This is a genomic window from Anaerostipes sp. PC18 (genome assembly GCF_039789045.1).
Taxonomy (GTDB): domain Bacteria; phylum Bacillota; class Clostridia; order Lachnospirales; family Lachnospiraceae; genus Anaerostipes; species Anaerostipes hominis.
Window position 1 is genome coordinate 1,476,715 of sequence record NZ_CP121164.1, and the last position, 13,794, is coordinate 1,490,508.

Here is a 13,794-nt window from a genome sequence, read left to right on the forward strand (position 1 = left end):
GAGGAATCAATTATGAACAAAAAATATTATCCCAGTGCGTTTATTTTATACTTAAATTATTTCATCCATGGTATCGGATGTTCTGTATTAGGCCAGGTAGCAGTAAAAGAAACTTTGGTAAAGCAGTGGGGAGCTTCTGACATCGGGCTGGTAACAATGGTAGCGGCAGCGCTGGGGCTTGGACGTTTGATCGCCCTTCCATTTGCAGGACCTCTTTCTGATAAGCTGGGAAGAAAAGTGGCATCCATCATCGGCGCAGGCTCCTATGCGATCTTTTTCTTAGGCCTTGCTATGTCACCAAATATGACGGTTGCATACATAGCAGCTGTATTAGGAGGAATCGCAAACTCATTCCTGGATACCGGTGTGATCCCGGCTTGTGTTGAAATTCTGGCTCCAAGATCCAGTATGGCAACGATGCTCACCAAGTTTTCAATCTCCTGTTCACAGCTGTTAATGCCATTTATGATCGGTGCCATCGTTGGAGCAAACCTTTCCTTAAATGTATTATTATACGTATGCGGTGTTGCCATTGCCATCATCGGCGTGCTTGTTTTATTCGCACCTCTTCCGAAGATGGAGACAGCAGGCGGGGCAAAATCTTCTCTGATCCAGGATATCAAACATGCAAACTTCTCATTGGAGAGTATTGCGCTGATTATCATCGGATTTACAGGAACAGCAACATTCCAGCTCTGGCTGAACTGTGCTCAGGATTTCGCGAAGGAATATGCAAAGATTGGTGATCCTTCTGTGATGCAGACATACTACAGTACGGGATCTCTCGTAGCTATCGTTGTTACAACTGTTTTAGTTAATAAGATAAAAGGGGTAAGATTCTTATTCGTATATCCTCTGATCGCAGCGATTATGATTGCGCTTGTTTATCTGCTGAGAACTCCTTCTATCTGCTACATCGGATCAGCAGTTGTCGGATATTCCGCAGGAGCCGTTGTACTTCAGCTTGTGACAGCGACAGCGAACGATCTGTTTCCGAAAATCAAAGGAACTATCACGAGTATAGTTATGATTGCGTCCAGCTTATCTAACTATACAATCCTTTCTCTGGCTGGTACAATGGATAAAGCAGACATTTTATTAATGAACATTGGAATCACTGTTGTCGGAGTATTATTGGCTCTGTTTGTCAATGTGAGATACAAGGCAATGGAAGAGAAAGCTTAATAAGGAGTAGAAAATGAATCCAGTAAAAGTTAAAAATGTAGAGATTGGAACAGGTGTTCCTAAGATTTGTGTGCCGATTGTGGGCGTGACAAAGGAAGAGATCATCGCCGAGGCAAAGTCTTTCCGGGAGATCCCGGTAGATGTTGTGGAATGGCGCGTAGACTGGTTTGAGGGAGTCTTCGATTTTGCCAAAGTAGAAGATGTGTTAAAAGATTTGAGAGAAGCTCTTTCAGATACACCGATTCTCTTTACCTTCCGTACATCCAAAGAGGGCGGAGAAAAAGCCATTGAGCCAGGTCCGTATGCAGAACTGAATAAAAATGCAGCGAGAAGCGGATATGTAGATCTTGTAGATGTGGAGGTATTTACGGGAGATGATATCGTAAAAGATATCGTGGCGGCTGCGCATGAATGCGGCGTAAAGGTCGTGGCTTCCAACCATGATTTTGACAAAACTCCTTCAAAAGAAGAAATTGTCAGCAGACTCGTGAAAATGCAGGAATTAGGAGCTGATATTCCTAAAATCGCTGTCATGCCGACCTGCAGGAGAGATGTACTTACACTCCTTGCAGCGACGGAGGAAATGTATACAGATCATGCAGACCGTCCGATCATCACTATGTCTATGGCAGGAACGGGACTGATCAGCCGTCTCTGCGGAGAAGTGTTCGGTTCGGCGCTTACATTCGGCGCAGCGAAAAAAGCGTCTGCTCCGGGTCAGGCAGCAGTCAATGAATTAAATGATATGCTTCAGTTCCTCCACGCAAATCAGGGACTGTAGAATTATAAAATCAAAATGACAGTAAGATAAAAGCAGATAATCTGACCCCAGGTTATCTGCTTTTTACTTCTGCGGACCATAGATGATTTGAGGCGGCAGGATCATTGAACTCTGAGAAAATTTGCAATATTGATAGATAAAAATTATTAATTCTATTTGAAAAATCTATTTGTGGAATGAATTATTACCATGTATAATATAGTGGATTGGTTGTTAAAAAATTAACTTTTGGATGCTGTAATAATTACAGCGGGGAATCATGTTCAAATAGATAGAATCATGCTGGGGACAGCAGATCTCCGCTTACAAAAGAGAGGTATTAATATGCTAAAGTGGTTAGATGAAAATTTAGAAGAGTTTTTAATGGGAGTTTTCCTGATGGGGATGGTCCTGATCATGGGCATACAGGTTTTGGCGCGTTATGTTCTGGGAGCATCCCTTTCCTGGTCGGAGGAGATCACAAGATACCTGTTTATCTGGTCAGGCTTTATCAGTGTCAGCTACTGCACAAAAAAGTGTATCTCCATTAAAATTGAGCAGTTTGTGGCAATGTTTCCTAAAAGGGGAAGGGCCATCTTTAAAGTGGTGAACCATACCATTGAACTTGCATTGTTCCTGTATCTGATCCCATACTCTATCCTGTATTTAAAAAGTGCATTTGAAAGCGGACAAGTTAGCCCTGCATGCCATATACCAATGTACTACATACAGGCAGCACCGCTGGTAAGTTTTCTGCTGGTGACAATTCGTATTTTACAGAGATGGCTGATTGAGTTTAAAATCGCAGTTGGAAAGGATCAGGAGGTGTAGGTATGTCAGCGTTATCAGTATTTATTATTTTCTTTTTGTGTTTGATCATTGCGATACCGATTTCCATTGGACTCGGTATTGTGTCGGTACTTCCGGGAATCTTTGACTCTTCTTTTACGGCAAGCGGCCAGTTTGTCATCCGTTCCATGCTGGGAGGAATCGACAGTTTTCCGCTGCTGGCGGTGCCGATGTTTGTTTTATCAGGCATGGTGATGGCAAAGGGCGGAATTTCAAAAAAGATTTTTGATGTATTTGTATATTTTATTGGAAAATTTACAGCGGGAATGCCATGTGCAGTTATCGTTACGTGTCTTTTTTATGGAGCAATTTCAGGTTCAGCACCGGCGACGGTGGCAGCAGTGGGCAGTATGACGATCCCGATTTTAATTAAGCTCGGTTATGATAAAAAATTTGCGACAGCAATCGTTGCGGTTTCAGGAGGATTGGGTGTCATTATCCCTCCAAGTATTCCTTTTATTATGTACGGAATGGCATCCGGACAGTCTGTCAGTGATCTGTTTATCGCCGGGATTCTTCCCGGGATTTCTATCGGTCTGCTGCTGATGGTATATGCTGTTTTTTACTGCAGGAAACATGGTGAGGATAAAGAAAAGATCCGGAAAGAAGTACAGGCACTTCGTGACAAAGGCCTGCTTACTGTGCTGAAAGACAGTTTTTTTGCACTGCTCAGTCCGGTCATTATCCTTGGCTGTATTTATACTGGTGTGGCTTCCCCTACAGAAGCAGCGGTGATTTCTGTTTTTTATTCTGTATTCGTAAGCTTATTTGTCTACAAGAGTATCCATGTAAAAGACTTATGGGGAGTTATGATCGAGGGAATCCATACCTATGCGCCTATTTTATTTATACTGGCAGCATCCGTGGCATTTTCAAGAGTCCTGACGCTGATGCAGGTTCCTCAGACAGTCAGCGAGTGGATTCTTGGAACATTCCACAATGGAATTGTCATTCTGCTGGTAATCAACGTCTTCTTACTGCTTGTGGGTATGGTTATGGATACGACACCGGCTATTTTGATTCTGACACCGATTCTGATGCCGATTGCAGTGGGCGTTGGAATGAATCCAATTCATTTTGGTGTGATGATGGTAGTCAACCTGGCGATTGGTTTTGTAACTCCGCCCATCGGAGTCAATTTGTTTGTGGCTTCATCCCTGACTCAGATCCCGGTAGTGGATATCGCAAAGAAGGCAATGCCGCTGATCCTTTGTTTCCTTGTGGCTTTGTTACTTATTACATTTATACCGCAGATCAGCCTGGCGCTGTTATAGGAGGGGGATACAGATGAAAAGATTGATAAGATTTGGTATTGCGGCTTTATGTGTCGTCTCTGTCTTGGCTCTTAGCGGATGCAAGAAGAAAAGTGATGGCGGTGTGCAGCGGTATGCGTGGCCTCTTGGAACTTCCAGCCCGGAAGATACCGTGACGCAGCTATATTCTCAGAAGTTTGCAGATGAAGTAAACAGATTGAGCAAAGGGAAAATGAAGATTGAGGTATATCCAAACAGTACGCTGGGGGGAGACAGGGAACTGCTGGAGAGCTGTTCTGACGGTGATATTCCTTTTGTTGTGCAAAATACGGCACCTCAGGTTACTTTTATGCCGGATACCGCTGTCTTTGATTTGCCAAGTGCCTTTACTACGATTGAAGAGGCAAGAGCTGCCGTAGACAATCCTGTATTTTATAAGAAGATGGAAAAGGTTTATGAAAAAGGTGGATTTAAGCTGCTTGGTTATGCGGACCAGGGATTTCGTGTCATGTCTACCAACAAAGAGGTGAAGTCGATTGATGACTTTAAAGGACAGAAAATCCGTACCATGGAAAACAGCTACCATATGGATTTCTGGAAGGCACTGAAAGCCAATCCGACGCCGATGACGTTCAGTGAGGTATACATCGGCCTGCAGCAGAAGACGATAGACGCACAGGAAAACCCATATGAGGTCATTGTGTCAAGCAAACTTTATGAACAGCAGGATTACGTGGTAGAAACAAATCATCTGCCCCATTATATTTCTCTGATTGTAAGTGATGAATTTTATAAAGACCTTCCGAAAGATCAGCAGAAGATTATTGAGGAGGCGGCAGAGACGGCAAAGGAATATGCAAGGAAAGCTTCGGATGAACGGATCGAGGACCGGATGAAGGTCATAAAAGACAGTGGTACGAAGATTGTGACGCTGGATAAGAAAACTCAGGAGGACGTAAGAAAAGCGGCTTCCGACATATATAAAAGCATTAAGGAAAATGTATCAAAAGATATTTTTAATGCATATTTGAATCAGAATTAAGATCAGCAGGCTCTTTTATTGAAAAACAATAAAAGAGCTTGTTTTTATTCCATAGGAAAGTTTTCCCCATGGAATAAAAAGCCCTACGGGCACTATGCACACAAATGTGTGAGGGGTTGGGGAGATGAAATGGGCAAGCGAAAATCCAAATCACAGGATAATTTATGAAAAAAGCAAAATACCTGCTTGAAAATCACGAAAGCTTTCTTATCATCGGCTGTAAGGACAAAAAAATGGACAAGATAATTTAGCAGAAGTGAAATATCGTTGCTTTTAGGATAAATTTATTTTGACTATAATGATATCATATTCAGAAATAATAGGAGGATATTATGGCAGAAAGAATTACAGGACATACAGAATTGATCGGGCTGATGGCATATCCGATCAGACACTCCAGTTCACCTGCAATGCACAATGAGGCATTTGCACAGCTGGGACTCGATTATGCGTATCTTGCATTTGAGGTGACCAATGAGACCCTTGAAGATGCAGTGAAAGGACTCCGTGCCCTGCAGCTGAAGGGCTCCAATGTATCCATGCCGAATAAAACGGTAGTAGGACAATATTTGGATGAACTTTCACCCGCAGCCAAACTTTGCGGTGCGGTAAATACCATTGTGAATGAGAACGGAAAGCTTATCGGACATATAACGGACGGAATTGGCTATATGGCATCATTAAAGGACAACGGAATTGACGTCATCGGAAAGAAAATGACCATTGCCGGAGCCGGCGGTGCTGCCACAGCTATTGAGATCCAGGCCGCGCTGGACGGAGTAAAGGAAATGTCGATCTTTAATATCAAAGATAAGTTTTGGGAAAACGCTGAGAAGACCATTGAAAAGATTAGATCAAATACAGACTGTGTAGTAAATCTTTATGATCTGGATGACAAAGATAAGCTGAAGGAAGAAATCGCTGACAGCTATCTTTTCGCACAGGCAACAGGGGTGGGAATGAAACCTCTGGAGGGACAGTCTGTAATACCAGACACCTCATTTTTGAGACCGGATCTGATTGTGACAGATACTGTATATGCACCGCGGCAGACAAAGCTCTTGGAGCAGGCAAAAGAAGCCGGATGCAAATGTATGAACGGACTGGGAATGATGCTGTTCCAAGGGGACGCAGCTTTTCATCTATGGACAGGAAAACATATGCCGTTAGAACATATGAAAAAAGTTTTGGATATTCAGTATTAAATACAAGAGTTTAGAAAAGAGCATCTCAAGACGAGGTGCTCTTTTTGTGCTGATACAGTTCCCGGAATTTGAGCGGCGGATACTGCATTCTCTTCTGAAAAAGTTTTGAAAAATGATTGGTGTTCTCGTATCCGATTTTTTTAGCAATGGAGACCAGTGAATCGGATGTATTGATCAGCATCCATTTTGCCTCATTCAGTCTGCGGTCAATTACATAATTGATTGGTGAGATCCCATATACCTTGGAAAACTCATGGCTGATATGATCTGTGCTGATGTGAAATTGTTCAGCCAGTTTTTTCAGAGTGATTTGTGAGGCATAATTTTCGTTGATATAAATTAAAATATCACGGGCAAAAGAGGAATCTTTATGACGCTCCGTTTTCGGATCGGCAAGGAAAAGTTCAAGATAAATGCTTGCCAGTGAAACAGCCAAAGCATCACAGGCTGCCAGATGAGTATCGGAAGAAAACCTCCTCAGTAAGTCTAACTCCTCAAACAGACGGTGAATATAGTTTTCATGTATGCCGGAATCCATGGCAGGACAAACATTGGCTGGCAGCATAAATCCATGATCGGACCGGCAGCATAATTTGTAATCTGAAATGGCACAGGTCCAGCAGCTCAGAGGATCATGTTCATCAGAAAACAGGGAATGGATGGCACCTTGTTCTACAATAAGAATCATTCCTTTCTTCAATTGATAGGAATTGGTATTGATGACATAAGTCCCGCATCCTTTTGAAATATAGACCAGTTCGGTCTCATTTTTATGTAAATGGTACTGGTAATTCCAAGTTGGATTATTATAGCTGTGTGATAAGCGGCAGATTTTTGGAGAATGAGCCGGCTCAAATATTTGGGTCCTTACTTTCTCGCGATATTCCTCTAAGAACATAATGATACTCCTTACACTACAAGATAATTATTATATAATACAAGATAGTTGACTAAAAAATAAGAAAATCTGAAATAATCATACAAAATATTATATAGAAAAGCAAGATAATTTTTATAATCTACAATTTACATTGTAGAAAAATACAGGATAGTTGGTATAATTTTTGTAGTAAGTTACACAGATCAATGACTGACCGTTTATTGAAAAAATAACATGTAACACTTTTCAGGAGGAGAGAAATGAAACAGGAAAAACGTTATAAGCATTTGTATCCAACAGCATTTATGCTGTACGTTACATTCTTTGTCCATGGTTTTGGAGCAGCGATCATAGGACAGAATGTAACTTCCCTTCAGCAGCAGTGGGGGACCACAGCGGCCGGAGTTGTTGCCGTGACATCAGCGCTTGGAATCGGACGTCTGATTACATATCCATTTTCAGGAGCATTGTCTGACCGGTTCGGAAGAAGACCGATCACTTTGATCGGAAGTTTTGTCTACGTCTTGTTCTTTGCCGGAATCCTTGTATCTCCGAATGCTCAGGTCGGCTACTTTGTTGCAATGCTCTGCGGTGTTGCCAATGGATTTTTAGACTCCGGCGTTATTCCGGGAGCGATGGAAATCCTGGAGGATTCAGGACTCGCAAGTATCCTTACAAAGCTGGTCATCTCCATTGCCCAGTATATTCTGCCAATGATGATTGCCTATCTGCTGGCAAATGATATGTGGTATGGCTGGACATTTGTCTTTTGTATTATTATCCTGATCGTCAATGCACTGCTGCTGACGAGAGCCAAGTTTGCGCCGCAGCCGAAAGTAGAGACAGAAAACGGAGAGAAAGTAAAAGGTTTCGTGGGAGTTTCCAAGGCATCAAAATTTGCAGTGGAAGGAATTGCACTGATCGTTATCGGTTACACCTGTACAGCAACATTCCAGATCTTTTTGGCTGTAAATAAAAGCTATGGAATGGATGTGCTGGGAATGACAGAAGGGGCTGCCGGGCAGATCCAGTCTATGTATTCTTTAGGTTCTATCCTTATGGTTGTAGCTACAACATTTCTGCTGAAATGGATCAAACCTGTCAAATTTATTTTGATCTGCCCGATCATCGCAGGAGCGACAGAATTTTTAATGTTTGTTTCCAGAAATACGACGCTGGCAGTGGCAGGCGGTTTCATTGTCGGCGCTACGGCAGCAGGGGGTGTGCTTCAGCTGGTGACAGCTACAATGACAGACCTGTTTCCGGCCTCCAAGGCGAAATGTGTCAGCGCAGTTATGATTGCAGGAGCTCTCTCCCAGTTTTCAGCAACGGTAATGGCAAGTAAACTGGCTGAAATGTTCGGTATGGAATATTCCCTGTTGGTAGCTGTAGGATTTACCGTTTTAGGAATTGTTCTGGCGGTTGTTGTAAATATCCGCTATGCAATCATTGAAAAGTCTTTGGCAGCAGAAGGAAAGAGTCTGTAATGGCAAAAGACAGAGGGAGATGTGGCTGTGGCCAATATTATAAATCGAAACTTTTATTTCAACAGGAGGTTTGAACATGCGTAAACCAGAAAAAAAGGGCACAAAAGTGCAGGTTATGACTGCAAGAGAGGCTGTAGAATTAATAGATGACGGAGATACTCTGGCGGTTTGCGGAGCCGGAGGAGGCATTGTAGATCCGTCACTATTGATTGAAGCCTTGAAAGACAGATATCTGGAGACAAAAGAGCCAAAGAATTTGACGTTATGGCACTCCAGCGGATTGGGAGACCGTGGGGACCGCGGAATGTCACCGCTGGCTCAAAAAGGCATGGTGAAGCGTGCGATCGGAGGACATTGGGGGCAGTCACCGCGTCTGGCTGAAATGGCAGAGAGAAATGAGATTGAAGCCTACAATTTTCCGCAGGGAGTTATGGCACAGCTGGTCAGAAGCGCAGCCGCCGGCCATCCCGGTATTTTATCTCATGTGGGGCTTGGAACCTTTGTGGATCCTAGAAATGAAGGCGGTAAATTAAATGACGTGACACAAGAAGATCTCATCCGTCTGATGGAGATAGAAGGGAAGGAGTGGCTGTTTTATCCGGCAGTTCCTTTGGATGTATGCTTTATACGTGCTACAACTGTGGACACAGAAGGTTATGCTTCTCTGGAAGATGAGATTACTTATATGGATATTCTGGCAACGGCCCAGGCAGTCCATAACAACGGAGGTCTTGTGATTCTGCAGGCAAAACGTGTCGTAAAAGCCGGAAGCATCCATCCGAAAAAAGTGACCATTCCTGGATATCTTGTAGATGTTGTCGTTGTAAATCCGGAGCAGGAACAGCTTTACAATGGCTCTGACCGGTTCTTTTCCGGAGACTATACTGCAGAGGATGGAGAAGCAGAACCTCTTCTGCTGGACCAGAGGAAAGTTGTTGCACGGCGTGCTCTGATGGAGATCGCACCGGGCAACGTGGGCAATGTAGGTGTAGGAATCGCCGATGGTATCGGAACAGTTGCAAGAGAAGAAGGAGTAGGAGATAAATTTACACTGACCGTAGAGACTGGCCCGGTGGGAGGCGCTACTGCCCAGGGAATTTTCTTTGGAGCAAGTATCAATTCAAAGGCGCTGATGTCGATGCCGGCACAGTTCGACTTCTATGACGGAGGCGGACTGGAGGTAGCGTTCTTAAGCTTTGCTGAGCTGGATGCGAAAGGAAATGTCAACGTACATAAATTTAACGGAAAGATCATGGGAACCGGAGGGTTTGTAAACATTTGTGCGGGTTCTAAAAAAGTTGTACTGTGCGGAACCCTGCGTGCCGGAGGACTGAAGACAGAAGTCGGTGACGGAAAAATACAGATCAAACAGGAAGGAAAATTTGAAAAAATGGTTCCTGAATGTTCCGAGATTACGTTCAGCGGAGAACAGGCATTAAAACAGGGGCAGGAAGTCGTATTTATTACAGAACGGGCCGTATTCACTCTCACAGAAGAAGGTGTGGTTCTTACAGAGGCTGCTCCGGGTGTGGATGTCAAAAAAGATATCATCGATCAGATGGGATTTGAACCAATTATTTCAGAAAATCTGAAACAGATGGATCAAAGAATCTTCACCGATGGAGTCATGGGGATCTATGATGAATTTATGAAAGGTTCTTTTTAGAAAAACAGTAGTTAAAGAAACAATCAAGTACATATAAAAAAGGAGATTATGATGAGTAAAATTGCAAAAGTTGAAATTCCACTGCACGTTGGCGATACAGCAGAATTTACAAAAACAGTGACAGAAACAGATGTTTATTTATTTGGCGGTATTACAGCAGATTACAGCCAGATGCATTTTAATGAAGAATATATGAAAAAAACAATGTATGGAACACGGATTGTCCATGGAATTCTTACATTTGCTATTGGCTGTACGGCATCTACGAAAATACAGGAACAGGTAAAATCACCAGTGCCGAGTGCTTCCTATGGGTATGACAGACTCCGTTTTATTAAACCGGTATTTTTTGGTGATACCTTGACATGTAGATATACAGTAGATAGAGTGGAAGAAGAGACAAATAAAACATTCTCTAAACTGGAGATATTTAACCAGCATGGCGAGATCGTCGTTGCAGCGGTACATATTCTTAAGTTCTTCCCGCTGGAAGATGACAAATAACTAAAAATAATTATATTCAGAATAAAAGGAGAATATCAATGAAAATTTGTATGTTGGGAACCGGTTCTCTTGGAAGCACGATTGGAGGCACTTTAGCACAGGGCGGGTCTGAAGTTTATTTTGTGGACCAGTGGATCTGGTGATCGTACTTGTAAAATCATTTGCAACCAAAGAAGCGGTGGCACAGCTTAAAGAGACGAATGTCATTGGGCCGGAGACTCTTGTCATGTCCCTTCAAAACGGCCTGGGCAATGAAGAGACGATTGCAGAAGTCGTTGGAGAAGAAAATGTCATCAGCGGCAAAACTTATGTAGGGGGACGTCTTCTGGAACCTGGATATGTCAGTGCGGGAGTTCAAGGCAAATATACTTATATAGGCGAGCTGACAGGAAAGATCACAGACAGGATTCAGGCAGTATGTGAGGAGTTTAATAAAGCCGGATTGCTGTGTGAAGTCAGTGATAATATCAAAGGCCTGATTTGGGATAAGCTGCTGATCAATGTGGCTGCAGGGGCCCTTTGCGGTATTACCAGACTTCCTTACGGGCCGTTATATGAAGAGGATTATATTAAGGATACAGCAGTCGAAGCCATCCAGGAAGGGATTAACGTGGCTAAAGCTGCCGGAGTAAAATTAAAATCTGAAGATCCTGAATACGCATGGTACGCTGCCAGTGAGGGACTTCCTGGAACATTCAAGACTTCCATTTTACAAAGCCTTGAAATGAAACGCCCAACAGAAATTGATTTTATTAACGGTTCCGTTGTAGAGTGGGGTAAAAAATTCGGTATCGCAACACCAGTAAACAAGACCCTCGTGACATGCGTCAAAGGAATTGAAAAATTTTTGCTGGAATATGAACCGGGTCTGGAAAAATAGGAGGATAAAATGGCTTCATATTTAGAACACATGGCCCTCCGGGTAAAAGATCTGGATTGGCATATTCGGTTTTTTGAAGAAGTATTTGATATGCCGGTGCGTATGGAATTGGGAGAGGCACCAAACAGAAAGGTATGGCTTCACGCTGGAATACAGCTGAATGAGACGATTGATTATGAAGGACCGGAAGGCCGTGCGGATCATATGGGAATTATGACAGAAGATGTAGATGAAGTTTTAGAGAAGGCTTATCGTTTGGGAGTAAAAGAACTGCCTCAGGGACATAATTGGTTTGCACTTCCTAGCGGGCTGTGTATTGAGGTTATTGCCGGTAAAAGGGATGTACTGAAAGAGATTATAGAGAAAAAGCCTTGGATAGAATAACGGAGGAATTGAAAATGAAAAAAATAATGATGCTTCACTGTGTCAATCACAATATGTACGGTAAACGTGACCCGGAGCAGTATGGAACTATTACCTTAGATGAGATTAATGAATTGATTGCACAGACGGCAAAAGAGACTGGGATTCAGGTGGATACTTTTCAAAGCAATCATGAAGGTCAAATGGTAGATAAAATACACCAGGTATTCTACGAAAAGTATGACGGTGTCATCATTAACCCAGGTGCATGGACTCATTATAACTATGCCATTCATGATGCACTGGAAATATTAGAGTGCCCAATTCTTGAAGTCCATATGTCAAATATCTTTAACAGAGAAGATTTTCGCTCCCACTCAGTTATAGCTCCTGTTGCGGCAGGAATGATAGCAGGAATGGGCGAATCAGCTTATACTCTTGCAGTTAAAGCCTTTGGTGAAATGTTTAAGAGAACAAGTAACTAAAATTTGACCACAACAAATAATAAGGCCGCCCCCTCTCTGAAAGAGAAGCACTTTAAGTCAATAACTTGCACCAGTAGGAGTTTTACTATATAATAAAGAAAATATTGTCAGCAAGATCATTGGCAAATACTGGTGAGGGGGAATATATACCAGATTATGAATAAAAAGTGCGGAGCGACTGTATTACTTCTGCTGTGTGTCTTGTTTCTGGCCTCGTGCAGGGGAAACCATGACAAGGACAAAAAACAGATAAAAGAAGAGTCATATACAGTGATAAAAGATTCCACCGGGCGAAAAGTAGAGATAAAAAAAGAACCGGAAAAAGTAGTAGCGTTATCGGCTTCCCTGTCGGATGTATGGCTGCTCTCCGGAGGAGAATTATGCGGAGCTACTGCAGATGTGCTGGAAGAAGAGGTAGTTCACGAAAATCTTAACAAAAAAAAGATTAAAAATGTTGGTTCTGTCAAATATCCGGATCTGGATGCTGTTCTTTCCCTGAAGCCGGATTTGGTTCTGATTTCAGGAAACATTGAGGAGCAGATGGATACAGCTGAGACTCTAAAGAAAGAAAAAATTCCATATTATATTGTCAGGATGAATACTCTGGACGATTACCTGAACGTTTTAAAACAAATGACGGAAGTAACCGGAGAAGAGGATAATTATGAGGAGTATGGAGAGAAAGCAAGGGAGGAAGCGGATTACCTGCTGAAGCAAGTACCAAAAGGCAGGAAAACGACTGCACTGGTGCTCAGAGCTTATTCTGCAGACATCAAGGTAAAGACAGAGGAAAATGTAGTCTGCAATATCCTGCAGGACATCGGAGTAGAGAATGCAGCTGCGAACAATAAAAATCTTGCGGAAAATAAGACTCCTTCACTGGAGGCGATATCAAAGAGCGATCCTGATTATATTTTTGTCACAACCATGGGAGACAGAAAGCTTGCCCTGAAGAAGCTTCATAATACTTTGGAAACGGAATCCGGATGGGAGGATTTGAAGGCTGTGAAGCAGAAGCACCTTGTTATTCTTCCGAAAGAACTGTATCAGTATAAGCCAAACAGCCGGTGGAGCGAAGCCTATGAGTATATTCTGTCGATTGTATATCCTGATACTTTTCATTCGGCAGTGGAAGAGAGCAAATAAATAATTATAAGGGAATACAATTAAGAGAAGATAAAAATAAAAAAGCACCCCATTGGAAAATGTTAAAAACATTGATGCCAATGGGGTGT

The 13,794-nt window shown here is 42.6% G+C and carries 13 protein-coding genes and 1 pseudogene; 13 read left to right on the forward strand and 1 reads right to left on the reverse strand.

Annotated features, from left to right (window positions below):
- Window positions 1-12 precede the first annotated feature (12 nt).
- From P8F77_RS08005 to P8F77_RS08030, 6 genes are all read left to right on the forward strand, one after another.
- The gene (locus P8F77_RS08005; RefSeq protein ID WP_024727816.1) at window positions 13-1,185 is read left to right on the forward strand and encodes an MFS transporter; all 1,173 of its coding nucleotides are present in this window, start codon (window positions 13-15) and stop codon (window positions 1,183-1,185) included.
- 13 nt (window positions 1,186-1,198) lie between these two features.
- A complete protein-coding gene (aroD, locus tag P8F77_RS08010) occupies window positions 1,199-1,966 on the forward strand; it encodes a type I 3-dehydroquinate dehydratase (protein ID WP_024727815.1) in 768 nt (255 codons plus the stop codon).
- A 324-nt stretch (window positions 1,967-2,290) separates the two neighbouring features.
- Entirely contained in the window at window positions 2,291-2,776 is a 486-nt protein-coding gene (locus P8F77_RS08015; protein ID WP_034549458.1) for a TRAP transporter small permease, read from the forward strand.
- Between the two features lie 2 nt (window positions 2,777-2,778).
- Complete coding sequence (locus P8F77_RS08020) at window positions 2,779-4,068, forward strand: TRAP transporter large permease (protein WP_024727813.1); 1,290 nt, start codon at window positions 2,779-2,781, stop codon at window positions 4,066-4,068.
- 13 nt (window positions 4,069-4,081) lie between these two features.
- A complete protein-coding gene (locus tag P8F77_RS08025; protein WP_287517999.1) occupies window positions 4,082-5,089 on the forward strand; it encodes a TRAP transporter substrate-binding protein in 1,008 nt (335 codons plus the stop codon).
- Between the two features lie 332 nt (window positions 5,090-5,421).
- A complete protein-coding gene (locus P8F77_RS08030; protein WP_287518002.1) occupies window positions 5,422-6,294 on the forward strand; it encodes a shikimate dehydrogenase in 873 nt (290 codons plus the stop codon).
- Window positions 6,295-6,319: 25 nt separating this feature from the next.
- On the opposite strand, the gene P8F77_RS08035 is transcribed toward P8F77_RS08030, so the two are convergent.
- A complete protein-coding gene (locus P8F77_RS08035) occupies window positions 6,320-7,192 on the reverse strand; it encodes an AraC family transcriptional regulator (protein WP_287518005.1) in 873 nt (290 codons plus the stop codon).
- A gap of 242 nt (window positions 7,193-7,434) precedes the next feature.
- Between P8F77_RS08035 and P8F77_RS08040 the strand changes: the two genes are divergently transcribed.
- The 7 genes and pseudogenes from P8F77_RS08040 (at window position 7,435) to P8F77_RS08070 (ending at window position 13,705) form a co-directional block, all read left to right on the forward strand.
- The gene (locus tag P8F77_RS08040) at window positions 7,435-8,661 is read left to right on the forward strand and encodes an MFS transporter (RefSeq protein ID WP_287518007.1); all 1,227 of its coding nucleotides are present in this window, start codon (window positions 7,435-7,437) and stop codon (window positions 8,659-8,661) included.
- A gap of 76 nt (window positions 8,662-8,737) precedes the next feature.
- Window positions 8,738-10,327, forward strand: coding sequence for a CoA-transferase (locus tag P8F77_RS08045; protein ID WP_287518010.1), 1,590 nt, complete (start codon window positions 8,738-8,740; stop codon window positions 10,325-10,327).
- A 48-nt stretch (window positions 10,328-10,375) separates the two neighbouring features.
- Window positions 10,376-10,831 (forward strand): MaoC/PaaZ C-terminal domain-containing protein, encoded by a 456-nt coding sequence (locus tag P8F77_RS08050; protein WP_006567224.1) that lies wholly within the window; start codon window positions 10,376-10,378, stop codon window positions 10,829-10,831.
- 50 nt (window positions 10,832-10,881) lie between these two features.
- Window positions 10,882-11,711: pseudogene (locus P8F77_RS08055) on the forward strand (ketopantoate reductase family protein).
- A gap of 9 nt (window positions 11,712-11,720) precedes the next feature.
- Complete coding sequence (locus P8F77_RS08060) at window positions 11,721-12,095, forward strand: VOC family protein (RefSeq protein WP_287518016.1); 375 nt, start codon at window positions 11,721-11,723, stop codon at window positions 12,093-12,095.
- A gap of 14 nt (window positions 12,096-12,109) precedes the next feature.
- On the forward strand, window positions 12,110-12,559 hold the full coding sequence (aroQ, locus tag P8F77_RS08065) for a type II 3-dehydroquinate dehydratase (protein ID WP_287518019.1): 450 nt from the start codon (window positions 12,110-12,112) through the stop codon (window positions 12,557-12,559).
- Window positions 12,560-12,715: 156 nt separating this feature from the next.
- Window positions 12,716-13,705: an ABC transporter substrate-binding protein gene (locus P8F77_RS08070; RefSeq protein ID WP_024727810.1), complete on the forward strand. Its 990-nt coding sequence runs from the start codon at window positions 12,716-12,718 to the stop codon at window positions 13,703-13,705.
- Window positions 13,706-13,794 lie beyond the last annotated feature (89 nt).

Excerpts from the sequence above, each read along its gene's own strand:
- P8F77_RS08005 (WP_024727816.1), top strand. The coding sequence starts at position 13 with ATGAACAAAAAATATTATCCCAGTGCGTTTATTTTATACTTAAATTAT.
- aroD (WP_024727815.1), top strand. The coding sequence starts at position 1,199 with ATGAATCCAGTAAAAGTTAAAAATGTAGAGATTGGAACAGGTGTTCCT.
- P8F77_RS08015 (WP_034549458.1), top strand. The coding sequence starts at position 2,291 with ATGCTAAAGTGGTTAGATGAAAATTTAGAAGAGTTTTTAATGGGAGTT.
- P8F77_RS08020 (WP_024727813.1), top strand. The coding sequence starts at position 2,779 with ATGTCAGCGTTATCAGTATTTATTATTTTCTTTTTGTGTTTGATCATT.
- P8F77_RS08025 (WP_287517999.1), top strand. The coding sequence starts at position 4,082 with ATGAAAAGATTGATAAGATTTGGTATTGCGGCTTTATGTGTCGTCTCT.
- P8F77_RS08030 (WP_287518002.1), top strand. The coding sequence starts at position 5,422 with ATGGCAGAAAGAATTACAGGACATACAGAATTGATCGGGCTGATGGCA.
- P8F77_RS08035 (WP_287518005.1), bottom strand. The coding sequence starts at position 7,192 with ATGTTCTTAGAGGAATATCGCGAGAAAGTAAGGACCCAAATATTTGAG.
- P8F77_RS08040 (WP_287518007.1), top strand. The coding sequence starts at position 7,435 with ATGAAACAGGAAAAACGTTATAAGCATTTGTATCCAACAGCATTTATG.
- P8F77_RS08045 (WP_287518010.1), top strand. The coding sequence starts at position 8,738 with ATGCGTAAACCAGAAAAAAAGGGCACAAAAGTGCAGGTTATGACTGCA.
- P8F77_RS08050 (WP_006567224.1), top strand. The coding sequence starts at position 10,376 with ATGATGAGTAAAATTGCAAAAGTTGAAATTCCACTGCACGTTGGCGAT.
- P8F77_RS08060 (WP_287518016.1), top strand. The coding sequence starts at position 11,721 with ATGGCTTCATATTTAGAACACATGGCCCTCCGGGTAAAAGATCTGGAT.
- aroQ (WP_287518019.1), top strand. The coding sequence starts at position 12,110 with ATGAAAAAAATAATGATGCTTCACTGTGTCAATCACAATATGTACGGT.
- P8F77_RS08070 (WP_024727810.1), top strand. The coding sequence starts at position 12,716 with ATGAATAAAAAGTGCGGAGCGACTGTATTACTTCTGCTGTGTGTCTTG.